Annotated in this window: 16 protein-coding genes; 11 read left to right on the top strand and 5 right to left on the bottom strand. The window is 61.2% G+C overall.

Annotated elements, in window-relative coordinates:
• Positions 1–90 precede the first annotated feature (90 nt).
• Positions 91–1,530, bottom strand: coding sequence for an MFS transporter (locus C8K63_RS28430; protein WP_371920818.1), 1,440 nt, complete (start codon positions 1,528–1,530; stop codon positions 91–93).
• A gap of 160 nt (positions 1,531–1,690) precedes the next feature.
• Between C8K63_RS28430 and C8K63_RS28425 the strand changes: the two genes are divergently transcribed.
• Entirely contained in the window at positions 1,691–2,578 is an 888-nt protein-coding gene (locus C8K63_RS28425; RefSeq protein ID WP_108219718.1) for a LysR family transcriptional regulator, read from the top strand.
• Between the two features lie 15 nt (positions 2,579–2,593).
• Here the strand turns inward: C8K63_RS28425 and C8K63_RS28420 are convergent, their stop codons facing one another.
• Positions 2,594–3,046, bottom strand: coding sequence for a cupin domain-containing protein (locus C8K63_RS28420; RefSeq protein WP_108219717.1), 453 nt, complete (start codon positions 3,044–3,046; stop codon positions 2,594–2,596).
• Positions 3,047–3,597: 551 nt separating this feature from the next.
• Between C8K63_RS28420 and C8K63_RS28415 the strand changes: the two genes are divergently transcribed.
• Positions 3,598–4,035: a glycine zipper domain-containing protein gene (locus tag C8K63_RS28415; RefSeq protein ID WP_108219716.1), complete on the top strand. Its 438-nt coding sequence runs from the start codon at positions 3,598–3,600 to the stop codon at positions 4,033–4,035.
• A 283-nt stretch (positions 4,036–4,318) separates the two neighbouring features.
• Here C8K63_RS28415 and katG read toward each other — a convergent pair whose 3' ends face one another.
• On the bottom strand, positions 4,319–6,535 hold the full coding sequence (gene katG / locus C8K63_RS28405; RefSeq protein WP_108219715.1) for a catalase/peroxidase HPI: 2,217 nt from the start codon (positions 6,533–6,535) through the stop codon (positions 4,319–4,321).
• Positions 6,536–6,844: 309 nt separating this feature from the next.
• Here katG and C8K63_RS28400 point away from each other — a divergent pair, with 309 nt between their 5' ends.
• Complete coding sequence (locus tag C8K63_RS28400) at positions 6,845–7,051, top strand: hypothetical protein (RefSeq protein WP_108219714.1); 207 nt, start codon at positions 6,845–6,847, stop codon at positions 7,049–7,051.
• A gap of 63 nt (positions 7,052–7,114) precedes the next feature.
• On the opposite strand, the gene C8K63_RS28395 is transcribed toward C8K63_RS28400, so the two are convergent.
• A complete protein-coding gene (locus tag C8K63_RS28395; protein WP_008051268.1) occupies positions 7,115–7,312 on the bottom strand; it encodes a YbdD/YjiX family protein in 198 nt (65 codons plus the stop codon).
• A gap of 2 nt (positions 7,313–7,314) precedes the next feature.
• Positions 7,315–9,372 (bottom strand): carbon starvation CstA family protein, encoded by a 2,058-nt coding sequence (locus C8K63_RS28390; RefSeq protein ID WP_108219713.1) that lies wholly within the window; start codon positions 9,370–9,372, stop codon positions 7,315–7,317.
• Between the two features lie 366 nt (positions 9,373–9,738).
• Here C8K63_RS28390 and C8K63_RS28385 point away from each other — a divergent pair, with 366 nt between their 5' ends.
• The 8 genes from C8K63_RS28385 to C8K63_RS28350 all read left to right on the top strand — a co-directional run bounded on the left by C8K63_RS28385 (position 9,739) and on the right by C8K63_RS28350 (position 17,467).
• Entirely contained in the window at positions 9,739–11,103 is a 1,365-nt protein-coding gene (locus C8K63_RS28385; protein ID WP_108219712.1) for a cache domain-containing protein, read from the top strand.
• A gap of 32 nt (positions 11,104–11,135) precedes the next feature.
• On the top strand, positions 11,136–11,768 hold the full coding sequence (locus C8K63_RS28380) for a response regulator transcription factor (protein ID WP_108219711.1): 633 nt from the start codon (positions 11,136–11,138) through the stop codon (positions 11,766–11,768).
• Between the two features lie 257 nt (positions 11,769–12,025).
• Positions 12,026–12,616 carry an amino acid synthesis family protein gene (locus C8K63_RS28375; protein WP_003225712.1) on the top strand — a complete coding sequence of 197 codons (591 nt, stop codon included), beginning with the start codon at positions 12,026–12,028 and terminating at the stop codon, positions 12,614–12,616.
• Between the two features lie 44 nt (positions 12,617–12,660).
• Positions 12,661–13,494 carry an alpha/beta fold hydrolase gene (locus C8K63_RS28370; protein WP_108219710.1) on the top strand — a complete coding sequence of 278 codons (834 nt, stop codon included), beginning with the start codon at positions 12,661–12,663 and terminating at the stop codon, positions 13,492–13,494.
• Positions 13,491–14,972, top strand: a complete 1,482-nt coding sequence (locus tag C8K63_RS28365) for an aldehyde dehydrogenase (protein WP_108219709.1) — start codon at positions 13,491–13,493, stop codon at positions 14,970–14,972. Before C8K63_RS28370 ends, C8K63_RS28365 begins: the two co-directional genes overlap by 4 nt.
• Positions 14,973–14,984: 12 nt before the next feature.
• Entirely contained in the window at positions 14,985–15,470 is a 486-nt protein-coding gene (locus C8K63_RS28360; protein WP_090456302.1) for a flavin reductase family protein, read from the top strand.
• A gap of 136 nt (positions 15,471–15,606) precedes the next feature.
• Positions 15,607–17,058 (top strand): NAD-dependent succinate-semialdehyde dehydrogenase, encoded by a 1,452-nt coding sequence (locus tag C8K63_RS28355; protein WP_108219708.1) that lies wholly within the window; start codon positions 15,607–15,609, stop codon positions 17,056–17,058.
• A gap of 19 nt (positions 17,059–17,077) precedes the next feature.
• Positions 17,078–17,467, top strand: a complete 390-nt coding sequence (locus tag C8K63_RS28350) for a carboxymuconolactone decarboxylase family protein (RefSeq protein WP_108219707.1) — start codon at positions 17,078–17,080, stop codon at positions 17,465–17,467.
• Positions 17,468–17,502: the final 35 nt, after the last annotated feature.

The following is a 17,502-nucleotide window of genomic DNA, read 5'->3' as shown; positions in this document are numbered from 1 at the left end:
TAGTCGAGACTGAACACTCGTTCAACAGAAAACTCGCAAGGCTTCGCGTTCAGCGCAAACAGGTCGTTTTCACGACAGTCGCGCCGTTTTTCAGCACGGCGCGATTATGCGACGTGAAACGATTTTGCTGATCGCACCAATCGCCAGCGCAATGACGATCAACCCGGCGGCGACGGCGAACGTCAGTCGCATCCCCTGTGCGATGGCCTCAGGTTGCGCCTGCAAAATATCGTGGCTGGCCGAGCCGAAAGCGAACACTGCGCCCATGACCGAGGCGCCCGTGATCAACCCGAGATTGCGCGACAACCCGAGCAAGCCGGAGATTACGCCACGCTGCTGCGACTCGATATCCGCCATGACGGCGGTATTGTTCGCCGCCTGAAACAGCGCATAACCGCCGGTCATGACAGTCAGCGGCACGATGTAGCCGAGTACACCGAACCCCAAAGGCATGGCGGGAAGGATGCAAGCGCCAATCAACATGGCAATCAATCCGAGCGTGCCGGATCGATGCGCGCCCAATCGGTCGACCCATCGGCCCGCCGGTACGCCTGCCAGTGCGGCCATCAGCGGACCCGTCGACATCGCCAACCCAACGCTCGCGGCATTCAACGCCAGTGCGCCAGTGAGGTAAAACGGCCCGACCACCATGGTCGCCATGACCACGGTGGTCACCAGCATGCTCATGACGAATCCTGCGCTCATGTGCCAGTTACGGAACATCGTCAATCGAACCAGAGGCGACTCGGCTGTGTGCTCGACGAATACAAACACGCACAGCCCAAAAACGGCCACCAGCAACAGCGTCATGTTCAGGGTGCCACGCCCAACGGTCATCGCCAGTGCATAAGCCAGCAGCGTCAGAACCAGCACCAGCGTGCCGAGCACATCGAAGACCGCTCGATCCGCCCTCTTCTCACTGCGATCGTTGGGCAAAAAGTAGAGCACGAGCCCAATCGCCAAGACACCCAACGGCACATTGATCAGAAAAATGGCCTGCCACCCCGGATTGGCAATCAAAAAACCTCCAAGGGTCGGGCCGAGTGAGGTGCCAATCGCCGACATCGTGCCGAGCACGCCCATGGCACTGCCCATTTTTTCCTTGGGAACGGCCCCGCCCACCAGCGCCATGGTCAGCGCCATCATGATGGCCGCACCGACGCCCTGCAGCGCCCGAGCGGCAATCAATAACCAGAGATGAGGGGCCAGCGCGCACAGGACCGAAGCGACGGTAAACACACAAATCCCGATCAACAACAAACGTCGGCGGCCAATGATGTCGCCAAGTCTTCCGACACTGACGATCAGCGCCGTGACCGCCAGCAGGTAAGCGAGCACCACCCATTGCACTTGCTCAAAGGAGGCCGAGAACGCCTCGGCCAGTGTCGGCAATCCAACGCTTGCAATGCTGGTGCCCAGGGACGACAGCAGCATGGATAACGACAGGCTGGCCAAGGCTCCCCGAATCGATATGGACTTCATTTTCTCGCGACTCCGCAAATAGGTTGTCCCGAGCCTAAGCCCAGCCATAACATGGCGGAAGACGCAGCATTTGCACTTTATACGTGCACAAGACGCCACATGTTAAAAACTGTAGGAGCGAGCCTGCTCGCGAAGAGGGTGTGTCAGACAACATCATTTTTAATGTGCCACCTTCGCGAGCAGGCTCGCTCCCACAGGATTTGATCCAATGCCCGATCTGAACTTGTTGATCACCCTGAACGTGTTGCTGGAGGAAGGCAGTGTGGCCCGCGCCGCGCAGCGTTTGCACCTGAGCCCGTCAGCCATGAGCCGGGCGCTGGCGCGATTGCGCGAAACCACGGGCGATCCGCTGCTGGTGCGGGCCGGCCGCGGGCTGGTTCCCACGCCTCGGGCGCTGGAGTTGCGTGAACGCGTCGGCGTGCTGGTGCAGGACGCCGAAGCCGTCCTGCGCCCCGCCGAGGCACTCGACCTGAATCAACTGACCCGTACCTTCACCCTGCGCACCAGCGACGGCTTCGTGGAAAATGTCGGACCGCAACTCATCGCCCACATCAACGAAGAGGCACCCGGCGTGCGCTTGAATTTCGTGCAGAAGCTGAACAAGGACAGCACCCTGCTGCGCGAAGGCTCGGTGGATCTGGAAACCGGTGTGATCGGCGAATCGACCAGCCCGGAAGTGCGGACCCGGATGCTGTTTCGCGATCGGTTCATTGGCGTCGTACGTGAGGGTCATCCACTGACTCAAGGTGAAATGACACCTGAGCGTTATGCCGCCGCCCGGCACATTCTGGTCTCACGTCGGGGCCACGAAAAAGGCGTCATGGACGACGCCTTGAATGAGCTGGGGCTCAAGCGCGACATCATCACCATCGTCGCCGGTTTCTCTTCGGCGATTGCACTGGCGCGGGCTTCAGACCTGGTCGCCAGCGTACCCGAGCGGCACGTCGGCAACCTGTGCCAGGGGATGCACTGCTTTGCCCTGCCGTTCCCCACGCCGCCGATCACGGTTTCGATGCTGTGGCACCCGCGCATGGACGCCGACCCTGCACATCGCTGGCTGCGCGGTTGCGTGTGGGAGGTTTGCAGCCGGCAATGACCCGGCGGCCCTCGCCTACTCCTTCAGGATCAGCAGCGCTTCGCCTTTCTTCACGATGTAGGTTGCCAGTTCCGAGGCCTTGCCCTGCCCCACGTTCTTCGCCACATGGGCGACACCTTCGGGGATGTACAACGAGTCACCGGCCTTGAGCGTCACCGGTGCCTGCCCTTCCAGTTGATATTCAAAGGCGCCGCTGATCACGTGTGCCACCTCGACACCGGGGTGAGCATGTTTGGGCGATGTCACGCCCGGATCGAAGTCCACGACCACCTGGAGGACTTCGCGATCGGCGGTGCCCAGGTCTTCGCGTACCAGGTCGGTGCGGTGCAGGCCCTGCTGCCAGCTTTTCATCGCCGGGGCCGGTTGTGCTTCCTGGGCTTGAGCGAGGCTCGCGACAGTGGCGAGCCCTGCGGCGGCCAGAACCAGACCAAGCTTGCCGAGGGTGTGACGGGGGGTGATACGCGACATTGTCTTTCCTCCAGTTGAACCACGCCAGGCCGCGCCGAAAGTGACGCTGCCGGTGATTCCATTTGGAGGCCGCCGTGTATCGCCCGGGTGTCGGGAAACGGCGGTTTTGTATGCCCGGGTAACGGTGGGCGTTGCGGATACCTGCTGATACAAACCCGTATCGGCGGGTACGGCATCGTGGTCAATGGCGAAGATCAAGTGACCGCGACCCGATCCCACCCAGGTCGCGGCTTTCAGGCCCTCAAAAGTCCCTCTTTGGGGTTTGTATGGCTCGGTTTGGCTGTGCAATGACAACGTTATGCCCGCCTGACATTCCCTCCCCGGCGATCTGTTGACCGCCAATCACCCCGTTTTTTGATCGACCTCCTCTCCCCTTGCCAGACCCGCAACCTGGAATGGGGGGAGTGCCCACCGGTCATAATTGATCAACAAGCGGCTGTGCTAATCACAGATTGGTTGATCCAAATTCATGCACCGTCGAATATCTGTTGACCTGACTGATTCGTACCAACAAACTTTTCTTTTATTGTGTATTTCTAAAGGTTTGTCTGATGCGTAAATCATTCACTGTCGTTGCACTAAGCCTCCTTGTATCGCAGTACTCCCTCGCCGGCGAAGCCACCAACACAGCTATCGGTGGCGGTGTCGGTGGCGCCCTTGGAAGCGTGGTCGGTCAGGCTATGGGAGGTAGCACTGGCGCTGCGATCGGAGCCGGCGTAGGTGGCGCAGCTGGGGGCGCAATATCTGCGAAGAGTGGCAACAAGACCGAATCAGCCATTGGCGGGGGGCTCGGTGCAGCGGGTGGCCAGGTAATCGGCAACAGTGTTGGTGGTTCCACCGGTGGCCTGATCGGCGCTGGACTGGGCGGCGCAGCAGGTGGTGCTATCGGCAACAATCTGGCCAAGGATAACGATAACGATAACGACCACTACGACCACAAGCATAAAAATAAGTACAAGAACAAACATAAACACAAGCATAACGACTGATCTCGGATTCCGAGATAAGGAAGAAGATGACGTTGACCCCTTCACTCGCGAAGAGCAACTGGCGATATTGACAGCAGCCAGCGGCGAAACGTGGCCGCAACTGCGCCTCCATGATGCTATCAACTGGCGAAAATCCAATGTGGGTAATCAAGCAGCTCGGCCACAAAGACCGGACCATGATCGCCAAGGTTCATGGTCGCCGGATGCCCTCCGCTGAAGTAAAAGCCGGAGGGCGAGCCGAGGCACTTTTTGCCGGTAATGTCGGCGCTATGACATCTCTCCTCTAGGCACTGCGGGTTAAGTCGAAGCGATCCAGGTTCATCACTTTGGTCCACGCAGCGACGAAGTCCTTGACGAACTTCTGCTGCGCATCGGCGCAGGCATAGAATTCGGCCAACGCGCGCAACTGCGCATTGGAACCGAAGACCAGATCGACTCGAGTGCCTGTCCACTTCAGCGCGCCGGTCTTGCGATCGCGCCCTTCATACTCTTGCTGGGCATCCGATACCGGCTTCCACTCCACGCCCATATCCAGCAGGTTGGTGAAGAAGTCGTTGGTCAAGGCTTGCGGACGTGTGGTGAACACACCGTGTCTGCTCTGGCCGACATTGGTGTTCAACACACGCAAGCCGCCCAGCAACACCGTCATTTCCGGCGCGGTGAGCGTCAGCAGTTGCGCCTTCTCGATCAACAATTTTTCGGCCGGCACACGGTACTGTTGCTTCAGGTAATTACGGAAGCCGTCGGCAATCGGTTCAAGGTAACCGAAGGATTCGACATCGGTCTGTTCCTGGCTGGCGTCCATACGTCCTGGGCTGAACGGCACTGTCACACTGTGGCCGGCGTTTTTCGCCGCCTGTTCGACACCCGCGCCACCGGCGAGCACGATCAGGTCAGCCAGGGAGATTTTCTTGCCGCCGGATTGCGCGCCATTGAACTCCTTCTGAATGCTTTCGAGTTTTGCCAGCACGCTGGCCAGTTGTTCTGGCTGGTTGGCCTGCCAGGACTTCTGCGGCTCCAGACGCAAACGCCCACCGTTGGCACCGCCGCGTTTATCGGAGCCACGGAAGCAGGAAGCCGCCGCCCACGCCGTCGATACCAGTTGCGAGACCGACAGGCCAGAAGCCAGCACCTTGCTTTTCAAGCCCGCCACATCGCTGTCATTGACCAGCGGATGATCGACGGCAGGGATCGGGTCTTGCCACAGCAGCTCTTCGTTCGGCATTTCCGGGCCGAGGTAGCGCGAGAGCGGCCCCATGTCACGGTGAATCAGCTTGTACCAGGCACGGGCGAAGGCGTCGGCCAACTGGTCTGGATTGGTCAGGAAGCGCCGCGAAATCGGCTCATAGATCGGGTCGAAGCGTAGCGACAGGTCCGTGGTCAGCATGGTCGGATCACGCCGTCTGGACGGATCATGGGCATCCGGAATGGTGCCGGCGCCAGCGCCGCCTTTCGGCTTCCACTGGTTTGCCCCCGCCGGGCTCTTGGTCAGTTCCCATTCGTAACCGAACAGGTTCTCCAGGTAGTTGTTGCTCCACCGGGTTGGCGTGGTCGTCCAGGTCACTTCCAGGCCGCTGGAGATGGTGTCGCCACCTTTGCCGGTACCGAACGTGCTCTTCCAGCCCAGGCCCTGCAGCTCGAGGCCGGCGGCTTCGGGCTCAGGTCCGACATGCTCGACGGGACCTGCACCGTGGGTTTTGCCGAAGGCATGACCGCCCGCGATCAGCGCGACGGTTTCCTCGTCGTTCATGGCCATGCGCGCAAAGGTTTCACGGATGTCCGTCCCGGCGGCGACCGGATCAGAGTTGCCTTCAGGGCCTTCGGGGTTTACGTAAATCAGGCCCATCTGCACGGCTGCGAGGGGGGCCTCCAGATTGCGCTCTGCGGGGTTTTGCCCGGCATCTTTGCCATACCGCACGTCGCCACCCAGCCACGTTTTTTCCGAGCCCCAGTAGACATCTTCGTCCGGTTCCCAGACATCCGGGCGGCCAGCGGAAAAACCAAAGGTCTTGAAGCCCATGGACTCCAGTGCAACGTTGCCGGCGAGGACGATCAGGTCGGCCCAGGAGATTTTGTTACCGTACTTTTGCTTGATTGGCCAGAGCAGCCGACGGGCCTTGTCGAGGCTGACGTTGTCGGGCCAGCTGTTGAGCGGTGCAAAGCGCTGCTGACCGGAGCCGGCGCCGCCCCGGCCGTCACCGGTGCGATAGGTGCCTGCGGCGTGCCAGGACATGCGGATAAAGAAAGGCCCATAGTGACCGAAGTCCGCCGGCCACCAGTCCTGGGAATCGGTCATCAGCGCAGTCAGGTCTTTTTTCAACGCCTGGAAGTCCAGGCTCTTGAAGGCTTCGGCGTAGTTGAAGTCGCCCCCCAACGGGTCAGATTTTGGCGAGTGTTGACTCAAGATCTTCAGGTTCAGTTGGTTCGGCCACCAGTCGCGGTTCGTCGTGCCACCGCCAGCAGCGGCGTGATTGAACGGGCATTTCGATTCAGTTGACATGGCATCTCCTCTTTATTTTGTTTTCAGCTAACCATCCTTAAGCGTGGATCCGGATCACCGATTGAAGAAATAGCTTTTCGGTATGGGATCCATAGCCTTAAGGCTATGAGGGCCCAGTGATCAGTCGCTCCAGAACATCCATTAAAGTACCGGTCCGGGAAACTGTCGCTTCATCTGGGGAGATAGCTGATAAACAGTTCAAATCTGCAAGCAAATGCAAGATCATGAACACCTGCCACAATGGATAGGTAGCCTTTGCTGCAAGGACGCGTGCGATCGTAAGAATTGTTTGCCGCGAGAGGTTTCGCCATGCTCCTCAAAGCCATTGTGATCTGGTCATTGCTGTCGATCATCGTCGCCGCCGTGTTCTGTCGCCTGATGCATAACGCCAAGGTCGCCGACCGGGCGCTCAAGATCGCCAGGCCGGATCATGAGACTCATGAACGAAATGTTGGCAATGCGTCCATGCCCCAGGACAAAAGTGACAGCGACGATTCGGATTACCACGCGGCCTGAGCCATTCAGGGCATTCCTGCACTCAAAAAAAAACCGGCTGTTCAGCCGGTTTTTTTATTTCACTCAACAGCACTTCGGTCCGGCTTTACTGCCGTAACGGGCCTCCTGACGTTCGCGAAAGAACGCCTCGTAGTCCATCACCGGTTTGTCCGGGTGCTTGCTCTGCATATGCTCGACGTAGTTGTCGTAGTCGGGCATGCCGACCATCAGGCGCGCGGCCTGACCGAGGTATTTGCCGAGGCGACTCAGGTCATTGAACATGATCAGGCATCCGGCAGCGCGTGGAATGGCGCTTCCTTATCCGTGCGCTCCTTGGTGCCCCAGGCGGCAATACCGACCTTGAGCGCGAAGAACAGGATGCTGAACACCACGAACAGGAACAGCGCGGTCAGCGTTGCGTTGGTGTAGGCGTTGAAGATCACGTGCTGCATCTGGTCGATGCTCTTGGCCGGGGCCAGCACCTGACCGTTGGCCAGGGCATCGCTGTACTTCTTCGCCAGGGCGAGGAAGCCGATCGCCGGGTTGGCATCGAACAGCTTGATGAAACCGGCGGTCGTGGTGCAGATCAGCAGCCATACCGCCGGCAGCAAGGTGACCCAGACATAACGCTGGCGCTTCATCTTGATCAGCACCACGGTGCCAAGCATCAGCGCGATACCGGCCAGCATCTGGTTGGAGATGCCGAACAGTGGCCACAAGGTGTTGATGCCACCCAATGGATCGATCACGCCCTGATACAGCAGATAACCCCACATGGCCACACAACCGGCGGTGGCGATCAGGTTGGCGGTCCAGGATTCGGTGCGGCGCAGGGCCGGCACGAACGAGCCAAGCAAGTCCTGGAGCATGAAACGCCCGGCACGGGTACCGGCGTCGACCGCGGTCAGGATGAACAATGCTTCGAACAGGATCGCGAAGTGGTACCAGAACGCCATGGTGTTTTCACCTGGCAGGACGTGGTGCAGGATCTGCGCGATACCGACTGCCAGGGTCGGCGCACCACCGGCCCGGGCCAGGATGGTGGTTTCACCGATGTCATGGGCCACGGCTTGCAAGGCTTCAGGCGTGATGGCGAAGCCCCAGCTGCTGACAGTTTGCGCAACGGCAACCGCGTCGGCACCGACGACGGCAGCCGGGCTGTTCATGGCGAAGTACACGCCCGGATCGATCACCGACGCGGCGACCATGGCCATGATGGCCACGAACGATTCCATCAGCATGCCGCCGTAACCGATGTAGCGGGCATGCCCTTCGCTGGCGAGCAGCTTCGGCGTGGTGCCGGAAGCGATCAGTGCGTGGAAACCCGAGACCGCGCCACAGGCGATGGTGATGAACAGGAACGGGAACAGCCCGCCCTTCCACACCGGGCCGGTGCCGTCGATGAATTGGGTCAGGGCCGGCATTTTCAGCTCGGGCATGGTGATCAGAATGCCGATGGCCAGGGCCACGATGGTGCCGATCTTGAGGAAAGTCGAGAGGTAGTCACGGGGCGCCAGAATCAGCCACACCGGCAACACCGCCGCGACAAAACCGTAACCGATCAGCATCCAGGTGATCTGCAGACCGGTAAAGGTAAAGGCCTTGGCCCACACCGGATCCGCGGCAATCTGCCCGCCGAGCCAGATCGAGCCGAGCAGCAACAGCACGCCGATCACCGAGATCTCGCCGATGCGACCGGGGCGGATGTAGCGCATGTAGATGCCCATGAACATCGCAATCGGGATGGTCGCCATCACCGTGAAAATGCCCCAAGGGCTCTCGGCCAGGGCTTTCACCACGATCAGCGCCAGCACCGCGAGGATGATGATCATGATCAGGAAACAACCGAACAGCGCGATGGTGCCGGGGATGCGGCCCATTTCTTCACGGACCATGTCGCCGAGGGATCGACCGTTGCGGCGGGTGGACATGAACAGGACCATGAAGTCCTGAACGGCACCGGCCAGCACCACACCGGCGATCAGCCACAGCGTGCCGGGCAGATAGCCCATCTGCGCCGCCAAGACCGGGCCAACCAGAGGCCCCGCGCCGGCGATGGCGGCGAAGTGGTGACCGAACAGCACGTGTTTGTTGGTCGGTACGTAGTCCAGACCATCGTTGTTGAGCACAGCCGGAGTGGCCCGATTGGGATCGAGCTGCATCACTTTATTGGCGATGAACAGGCTGTAGTAGCGGTAGGCAACAAGGTAGATGGCGACGGCTGCGACTACGATCCACAGGGCGTTGATCGCTTCGCCGCGGCGCAGGGCCACGACACTCAGCGCAATCGCTCCCAGGACAGCCACGGCAAACCAGGCGAGGTGTTTAGCCAGACGGGGCATAGCGTGTCTCCTGCCGACAGCCAGTGACTGCGGCGGTAATTTTTATAATTGTGTCCGCGGTGCGGAGCTGGCCCAATATCTGCGCATGCCGTCCACAAATAAATCCGCGTTACTACGTACGTGGTGTCTACGTAGTTCTACGTAGAACCATGGCTATCCACCAATCAATGTGGGAGCGAGCCTGCTCGCGAAGGCATTCTGTCATTCAACATGGATGCCGACTGATACACCGCCTTCGCGAGCAGGCTCGCTCCCACAGGTTCAGCATTTCAATTGAATGACCTCTCCCGCCAATGGTCATTCCGTCCAACAAGGCTGTGTTTCTTTGGCATATGATCCCGAGCCTTCGCGCGGGCAGGAGTCAACATGCAGCTCAAACACAAGATCGTCGCCCTCGGGATTCTGCCGCTGGTGCTGGCCATTGCCGTCATCTGCGCGCTGGTGATATCCCTCAACCGCCAATTGGGCGACCAACAGGCGCAACTGATCGAAGACAGCATTCTGGCGAGCAAGCGCGCGGAGCTGAAAAACTACGTGGAAATGGCCCAGAGCCTGATCGAGCCGCTGTACGACGACGGCCACGGCGATGCCCACGCCCAGCAACAAGTGCTGGAAGAACTGCGCAAGCTCAGCTTCGGTATCAACGGCTACTTCTTCGTCTACGACCACGAAGGCCGCAGCCTGATGCATGCGCGCCAGTCGGAACTGGTGGGTCAATACCTGTGGGACATGAAAGACCCCCACGGCCTGCCGGTGATCCAGGCGCTGCTCAAAAGCGCGCAATCGGGCGAAGGTTTTCAACGCTACGCCTGGAACAAACCCTCCTCCGGACAGGTGACCGACAAGCTCGCCTATGTGGTGATGCTCGATCGCTGGGGCTGGATGCTCGGCACCGGCATCTACCTCGAAGACGTCGAGCGCGCCACCCAGCAGGCCCGTGCCGAAGTGGCCATGGGCATCCGCAAGACCATGATGGCCATCGCCGTGGTCGCCCTGGTCGCGGTGCTGTTCGTGTTCGCCACCGGCATGACCCTCAATGTCAGCGAACATCGGCTGGCGGACAAGAAACTGCAGCGCCTGACCCAGCGCATTGTCAGCCTGCAGGAGGAGGAACGATCCCGGGTGTCCCGTGAACTGCACGACGGCATCAGTCAGGTGCTGGTTTCGATCAAGTTTCAGTTTGAACTGGCCAGCCATCTGCTGGAACGCGGACAAGCCCACGACAAGGGCCTGAACACGTTAAGGGACGCCACCGAGCGCCTGGGCGATGCCATCGGCGAAGTCCGCAGCCTCTCCCACGACCTGCGCTCATCCTTGCTCGACACCCTCGGCCTGCCAGCGGCCATCGGTCAATTGGCCGCCGAATTCGAGCAGCGCAGCGGGCTGACCGTGACCTATGACGAAAATGAATTCGACTGCCAACTGGTCGACGGCGCCGCTGTTGCACTGTTCCGCATCGTCCAGGAAGGCCTGACCAATATCGAACGCCACGCCCAGGCGAAGAACGTGTCCATTACCCTGCGCGGCTGCGAACAATCGGTGCGGCTGACCGTGGTCGATGACGGCATCGGTTTCAACGTCGCCCAGGTCGAACGTCGTCAGGCCGGCATCGGTTTGCGTAACATCCGTGAACGCGTCGAACATTTTGGCGGGCGCTTCGATTTGATCTCGATGCCGGGCAGAAGCGAGCTGGACGTACGGCTGCCGATGAAACCTGGCGCCAAACGCTGAGCTGGCGCAAAACTACAAGAGTGAATACTGCGATGAACCTGCCCTCCCCGATCCGCGTCGCCCTGGTCGACGATCACTCCCTGGTCCGCGACGGCATCAAGGCGCTGCTGGCCGTGATGTCGCCCCTGGAAATGGTCGGCGAAGCGGAAAACGGCGCCGAAGCCATCGAGATGGTCGGACGCTGCCAGCCGGACCTGCTGCTGGTCGACATCAGCCTGCCGGACATGAACGGCCTGGAGCTGACCCGCGTGCTGCGCAACCAATACCCATCGCTCAAGGTGCTGGTGCTGAGCATGTACGACAATTACGAATACGTCAGTGAATCGGTGCGCTCCGGCGCCAGCGGCTATGTGCTGAAGAACGCCCCGTCACGGGAAATCATTGCTGCCATCGAGGCCATCAGCAGTGGCGGAACCTTCTACAGCGCCGAAATCGCCCAGCGGCTGATCGCCGACAGGAACACCGACAACGAACTGACCCCGAGGGAAAGCCAGGTGCTGTCGAAGATGGTGCAAGGGTTGAACAACAAGGAAATGGCCCGGGAACTGGACATCAGCGTGCGCACGGTGGAAACCCATCGGCTGAGCATTCGGCGCAAGCTCAACATCGACAAGCCGGCGGCACTGGTCAAATACGCCCTCGACCACGGCCTCATTTCCCGCTAACCCCTCCAGACACCACCGCCCCCTTGTAGGAGCGAGCCTGCTCGCGATGGACTTGAAGACACCACGTGCATTCAGAAAGCACGCGTTATCGTTGACGTCCATCGCGAGCAGGCTCGCTCCTACAGGTTCAATGTGTTTGAAATTGCTTTCTTCCCCCCTATCCACCCGACGAGAAACTCACTCAAGGGACTTGCGTCATCGGTATTATGGTATACCATCAGACGCACAGACACCCAAAACCTCCTACGGAGCAGCCCATGAGTTTCGAAATCCGCAAGATCGTCAGCTATGTCGAAGAAACCTTTATCGAAGGCGGCAAAGCCACCGATAAGCCCGTGACCATGGTCGGTCTGGCCGTGGTGATGAAAAACCCCTGGGTGGGCAACGGTTTCGTCGAAGACCTGAAACCACAGATCCGCGCCAATTGCTCCGACCTCGGCGCGCTGATGGTCGAGCGCCTGGTGGGCATCATTGGCGGTGCCGAGAAAATCGAGGCTTACGGCAAGGCCGCGGTGGTCGGCGCCGATGGCGAGATCGAACACGCTTCGGCGGTGATCCACACCCTGCGCTTCGGCAACCATTACCGCGAAGCGGTCAAGGCCAAGAGCTACCTGAGCTTCACCAACAAGCGCGGCGGCCCGGGCACCTCGATCCAGATCCCGATGATGCACAAGGACGACGAAGGCCTGCGTTCGCACTACATCACCCTGGAAATGCAGATCGAAGACGCCCCGCGTGCCGACGAAATTGTTGTGGTCCTGGGTTGCGCCGACGGCGGCCGCCTGCACCCGCGCATCGGCAACCGCTACATCGACCTGGAAGAACTGGCCGCCGAAAAAGCCCAGTAACCGGCCAGTAGAACGACAACAAAAAGGCATTGCAGGAGCGCTCCATGATTCGGCTCACCGCTGAACTCACCCCGGCTGGCACCAGTTACCTGGCGACCGGCCAAGGCCAGCCCGTGGTCTTGATCCACGGCGTGGGCCTGAACAAAGAAATGTGGGGTGGCCAGATCGTTGGCCTGGCCACGAACTACCGCGTCATCGCCTACGACATGCTCGGCCATGGCGCCAGCCCGCGCCCTTCGATCGGAACGCCGCTGCTCGGCTATGCCGACCAGTTGCTGGAGCTGCTCGACCACCTGCAATTGCCCAAGGCAACGGTGATCGGTTTTTCCATGGGCGGGCTGGTGGCGCGGGCGTTTGCCTTGCACTACCCGCAACGCCTGGAAGGCCTGGTGGTGCTCAACAGCGTGTTCAACCGCAGCGCTGAACAACGCGCCGGGGTCATCGCCCGCACCAGTCAGGCTGCCGAACACGGACCGGACGCGAACGCCGAAGCGGCGCTGTCGCGCTGGTTCAGCCGCGAATACCAGGCCGCGAACCCGGCGCAGATCGCTGCGATTCGCCAGACCCTGGCCGGCAATGACCCCCAGGGCTACCTGACCACCTATGAACTTTTCGCCACCCAGGACATGTACCGCGCCGACGACCTGGCCAGCATCCAGGTGCCGACGCTGATCGCCACCGGCGAGCTGGACCCCGGTTCGACCCCGGAAATGGCCCGGCAACTGGCCGAACGCATTCCCGGTGCGACCGTTGCCGTGCTCGCCGAGCAACGGCATATGATGCCCGTAGAGTCTCCGCGCCTGGTCAACCAGCTGTTGCTGGAGTTTCTACAGACCGCGCATTCCCAACAAAACCAGATCAAGGGGATCGTTGCATGACACTCGCACGCTTCCAGATGTGCATCGGCGGTGAATGGGTCGATGCCCTCTCCGGCAAGACCTTCGAAAGCCTCAACCCGGCGTTGGCCGAGCCTTGGGCCGAGCTGCCCGACGCCGACGAAGCCGACGTCGAGCGCGCCGTGCAGGCGGCGCAGACGGCTTTCGACGGCCCGGCATGGCGCGGCTTGACCGCCACCGCTCGCGGCAAATTGTTGCGACGCCTGGGCGACCTGATCGCCGAGAACAAAGAACAACTGGCGCAGCTGGAAAGCCGCGACAACGGCAAGCTGATCCGCGAAACCCGCGGTCAGGTCGGCTATCTGCCGGAGTTCTTCCACTACACCGCAGGCCTGGCGGACAAGCTCGAAGGCGGCACCCTGCCGCTGGACAAGCCGGACCTGTTTGCCTACACCGTGCACGAAGCCATGGGCGTGGTCGCGGCGATCATTCCGTGGAACAGCCCGCTGTACCTCACCGCGATCAAACTTGCGCCGGCCCTCGCCGCGGGCAACACCATCGTGATCAAGCCGTCGGAACACGCCTCGGCGACCATCCTCGAACTGGCGCGCCTGGCGCTGGAAGCCGGGATTCCGCCGGGGGTGGTCAACGTCGTCACCGGTTATGGCCCAAGCACCGGCGCCGCCCTCACCCGCCATCCGCTGGTGCGCAAGATCGCCTTCACCGGCGGCGCGGCCACGGCCCGGCATGTGGTGCGCAGCAGCGCCGAGAATTTCGCCAAGCTGTCGCTGGAACTGGGCGGTAAATCGCCGAACATCATCTTCGCCGACGCCGACCTCGACAGCGCGATCAACGGCGCCATCGCCGGGATCTATGCCGCCTCCGGGCAGAGCTGCGTCTCCGGTTCGCGCTTGCTGGTGCAGGACGAGATTTACGACGAGTTCGTCGGCCGTCTGGTGGAACGCGCCCGGCGCATCCGCATTGGCAACCCGCAGGACGACAGCAGCGAAATGGGCCCGATGGCCACCGCGCAGCAACTGGCCGTGGTCGAAGGCTTGGTCGCCGACGCCATCGCCGAGGGTGCGCGTCTGCGTCTGGGCGGCAAGCGTCCAGAGAACCTGGGCGACGGCTGGTTCTATGAGCCGACGCTGTTCGAGTGCGACCGCAATTCGATGAAGATCATGCAGGAAGAAGTCTTTGGCCCGGTGGCCTCGGTCATCCGTTTCAAGGACGAAGCCGAAGCGCTGGCGATTGCCAACGACTCGCAGTTCGGCCTCGCCGCCGGCATCTGGACCCGTGACCTGGGTCGTGCCCATCGCCTGGCCCGGGACGTGCGTTCCGGGATCATCTGGGTCAACACCTACCGCGCGGTCTCGGCCATGGCGCCGATCGGCGGCTTCAAGAACAGCGGCTATGGACGCGAAAGCGGCATCGATTCGGTGCTGGCCTACACCGAGCTGAAAACGGTGTGGATCAACCTGTCCCAGGCACCGATGCCTGATCCCTTCGTGATGCGCTAGGAGTCCTGGAAAATGATCGAACCCGGCATTTACAAAGACGTGATGAGCTCGTTCCCGTCCGGGGTCACGGTGGTCACCACCCTGGATCCGGACGGCGGCATCGTCGGCATCACCGCCAGCGCCTTCAGTGCGCTGTCGATCGACCCGGCACTGGTGCTGTTCTGCCCCAACTACGGTTCCGACACCTACCCGGTGCTGCGCGACAGCAAGCAGTTCGCGATTCACCTGCTGTCCGCCGACCAGACCGCCGAAGCCTATGCCTTCGCCGGTAAAGGCAAAGACAAGGCCAAAGGCATCGAGTGGCACCTGAGCGAACTGGGTAACCCGATCCTGGCCAAGGCGACGGCGATCATCGAGTGCGAACTGTGGCGCGAATACGACGGCGGCGATCACGCGATCATCGTCGGCGCGGTGAAGAACCTGATCCTGCCCGCGCAACCGGTGACGCCAATGATCTACCACAAAGGCAAGCTGGGCCCGTTGCCCACCCTGGCCTGACGCAGCCCCTGTAGGAGCGAGCCTGCTCGCGATGGTCGTGAACGATAACGCGTGCTGTCTGACAGCCCTTGGCGTTCTCAGGTTTTTCGCGAGCAGGCTCGCTCCTACAGGTAACCCCTTACTCTCAGGAGCCGACATGAGCCCAGCAGCCTCGTTACTGTTCCGTCAGCAGGCCTACATCAACGGCCAATGGCTGGACGCGCCGGATGGTGCCTGTCAGGACATCTTCAACCCGGCCACCGGTGAACTCATCGGCCAGGTGCCGAACCTCGGCGCCGAGCATGCGCGTATGGCCATCGAGGCCGCCAACAAAGCCTGGCCGGCCTGGCGCGCACTGACCGCCAAGGAACGCAGCAATACCCTCAAGCGCTGGCATGCCTCGATGCTGGAAAACGCCGACGCCCTGGCCGAGATCCTCACCCTCGAACAAGGCAAGCCACTGACTGAGGCCAAGGGCGAAATCCTCTACGCCGCGAGCTTCATCGAGTGGTTCGCCGAAGAAGCCAAGCGCATCTACGGCGACACCATTCCCAGCCACAAGGGCGATGCACGCATCGTGGTCAGCAAGGAGCCGATTGGCGTGGTCGCGGCCATCACGCCGTGGAACTTCCCGGCGGCGATGATCACGCGCAAGGCCGGCCCGGCACTGGCCGCCGGTTGCCCGTGCATTGTCAAACCGGCCCCGGAAACGCCCTTCTCGGCGCTGGCAATGGCGGTTCTGGCGGAACAGGCCGGGATTCCAGCGGGCATTTTCAACGTGATCACCGGCGACGCCATCGCTATCGGCGCCGAGCTGACCGCCAGCCCGAAGGTGCGCAAACTGTCGTTCACCGGTTCCACTGCCATCGGCAAATTGCTGATGGCCCAGTGCGCGCCGACGCTGAAAAAAGTCTCGCTGGAACTGGGCGGCAACGCGCCGTTCATTGTCTTCGACGATGCCGACCTGGAGCGTGCCGTCGATGGCGCGCTGATCGCCAAATTCCGCAACGCCGGGCAGACCTGCGTCTGCGTCAATCGCTTCCTGGTCCAGGCCGGTATCCACGACGCCTTTGTGGCGCGCCTGACCGAGCGGGTTTCGCAACTCAAGGTCGGCAGCGGCTTTGACGCGGGTGTCACCCAAGGACCGCTGATCAACGAGCGTGCCGTGGCCAAGGTCGAAGACCATGTGCAGGATGCGCTGGCCCACGGCGCACAACTGCTGTGCGGCGGTGAACGCCATGCATTGGGCAACGGCTTCTTCCAGCCAACCGTTTTGGCGGGCGTTACCACGCAAATGAAAGTCGCCCAAGAAGAAACCTTCGGCCCATTGGCGGCGGTGTTCCGTTTCGACACCGAGGCCCAGGCCGTCGAGATGGCCAACGACACCGAGTTCGGCCTGGCCGCCTACTGCTACACCCGCGACCTGGGCCGCGCCTGGCGCATGAGCGAAGCATTGGAGTACGGCATGGTCGGGATCAACGAAGGGCTGATTTCCACAGAAGTCGCGCCGTTTGGCGGCATCAAGTCCTCGGGGCTCGGCCGTGAAGGGTCGAAGTACGGCATCGAGGATTACCTGGAACTCAAATATACCTTGATGGGCGGCCTCTGAGCCCACGGGAGCTACGCAAATGAACAGCGAAAAATACGAAAAAGGCCTGAAAATCCGCACCCAGGTGCTGGGCGAAGCCTACGTCAACCGCTCCATCGAAAACGCCGACGACTTCACCCGGCCATTGCAGGAAATGGTCACCGAATATTGTTGGGGTCATATCTGGGGCCGTGAGGGTTTGTCGCTCAAGGAGCGCAGCATGATCAACCTGGCGATGATCTCGGCCCTCAACCGGCCCCACGAACTCAAGCTGCATGTGCGCGGCGCCTTGCGTAACGGCCTGAGTCGTGAGCAAATACGCGAAATATTGCTTCAGGTCGGCATTTATTGCGGTGTCCCCGCTGCCGTAGACAGTTTCCGGCTCGCCCGTGAAGCCTTCGCCGAAGCCGATGCCGAGGCCTCCAGTTAACCCTTGGCTGTTTGATGACAGAGCACATGGATTCC

The organism is Pseudomonas sp. GV085 (assembly GCF_003050925.1).
Taxonomy (GTDB): Bacteria; Pseudomonadota; Gammaproteobacteria; order Pseudomonadales; family Pseudomonadaceae; genus Aquipseudomonas.
The sequence above is the reverse complement of the archived record's forward strand: the minus strand, read 5'-3'. Positions and strand labels throughout refer to the sequence as shown.

Coding starts and splice junctions, on each gene's coding strand:
- C8K63_RS28430 (WP_371920818.1), bottom strand. CDS start 1,530: ATGGCTGGGCTTAGGCTCGGGACAACCTATTTGCGGAGTCGCGAGAAA.
- katG (WP_108219715.1), bottom strand. CDS start 6,535: ATGTCAACTGAATCGAAATGCCCGTTCAATCACGCCGCTGCTGGCGGT.
- C8K63_RS28365 (WP_108219709.1), top strand. CDS start 13,491: ATGACACTCGCACGCTTCCAGATGTGCATCGGCGGTGAATGGGTCGAT.
- C8K63_RS28350 (WP_108219707.1), top strand. CDS start 17,078: ATGAACAGCGAAAAATACGAAAAAGGCCTGAAAATCCGCACCCAGGTG.
- C8K63_RS28420 (WP_108219717.1), bottom strand. CDS start 3,046: ATGTCGCGTATCACCCCCCGTCACACCCTCGGCAAGCTTGGTCTGGTT.
- C8K63_RS28385 (WP_108219712.1), top strand. CDS start 9,739: ATGCAGCTCAAACACAAGATCGTCGCCCTCGGGATTCTGCCGCTGGTG.
- C8K63_RS28425 (WP_108219718.1), top strand. CDS start 1,691: ATGCCCGATCTGAACTTGTTGATCACCCTGAACGTGTTGCTGGAGGAA.
- C8K63_RS28370 (WP_108219710.1), top strand. CDS start 12,661: ATGATTCGGCTCACCGCTGAACTCACCCCGGCTGGCACCAGTTACCTG.
- C8K63_RS28380 (WP_108219711.1), top strand. CDS start 11,136: ATGAACCTGCCCTCCCCGATCCGCGTCGCCCTGGTCGACGATCACTCC.
- C8K63_RS28355 (WP_108219708.1), top strand. CDS start 15,607: ATGAGCCCAGCAGCCTCGTTACTGTTCCGTCAGCAGGCCTACATCAAC.
- C8K63_RS28375 (WP_003225712.1), top strand. CDS start 12,026: ATGAGTTTCGAAATCCGCAAGATCGTCAGCTATGTCGAAGAAACCTTT.
- C8K63_RS28415 (WP_108219716.1), top strand. CDS start 3,598: ATGCGTAAATCATTCACTGTCGTTGCACTAAGCCTCCTTGTATCGCAG.
- C8K63_RS28400 (WP_108219714.1), top strand. CDS start 6,845: ATGCTCCTCAAAGCCATTGTGATCTGGTCATTGCTGTCGATCATCGTC.
- C8K63_RS28395 (WP_008051268.1), bottom strand. CDS start 7,312: ATGTTCAATGACCTGAGTCGCCTCGGCAAATACCTCGGTCAGGCCGCG.
- C8K63_RS28390 (WP_108219713.1), bottom strand. CDS start 9,372: ATGCCCCGTCTGGCTAAACACCTCGCCTGGTTTGCCGTGGCTGTCCTG.
- C8K63_RS28360 (WP_090456302.1), top strand. CDS start 14,985: ATGATCGAACCCGGCATTTACAAAGACGTGATGAGCTCGTTCCCGTCC.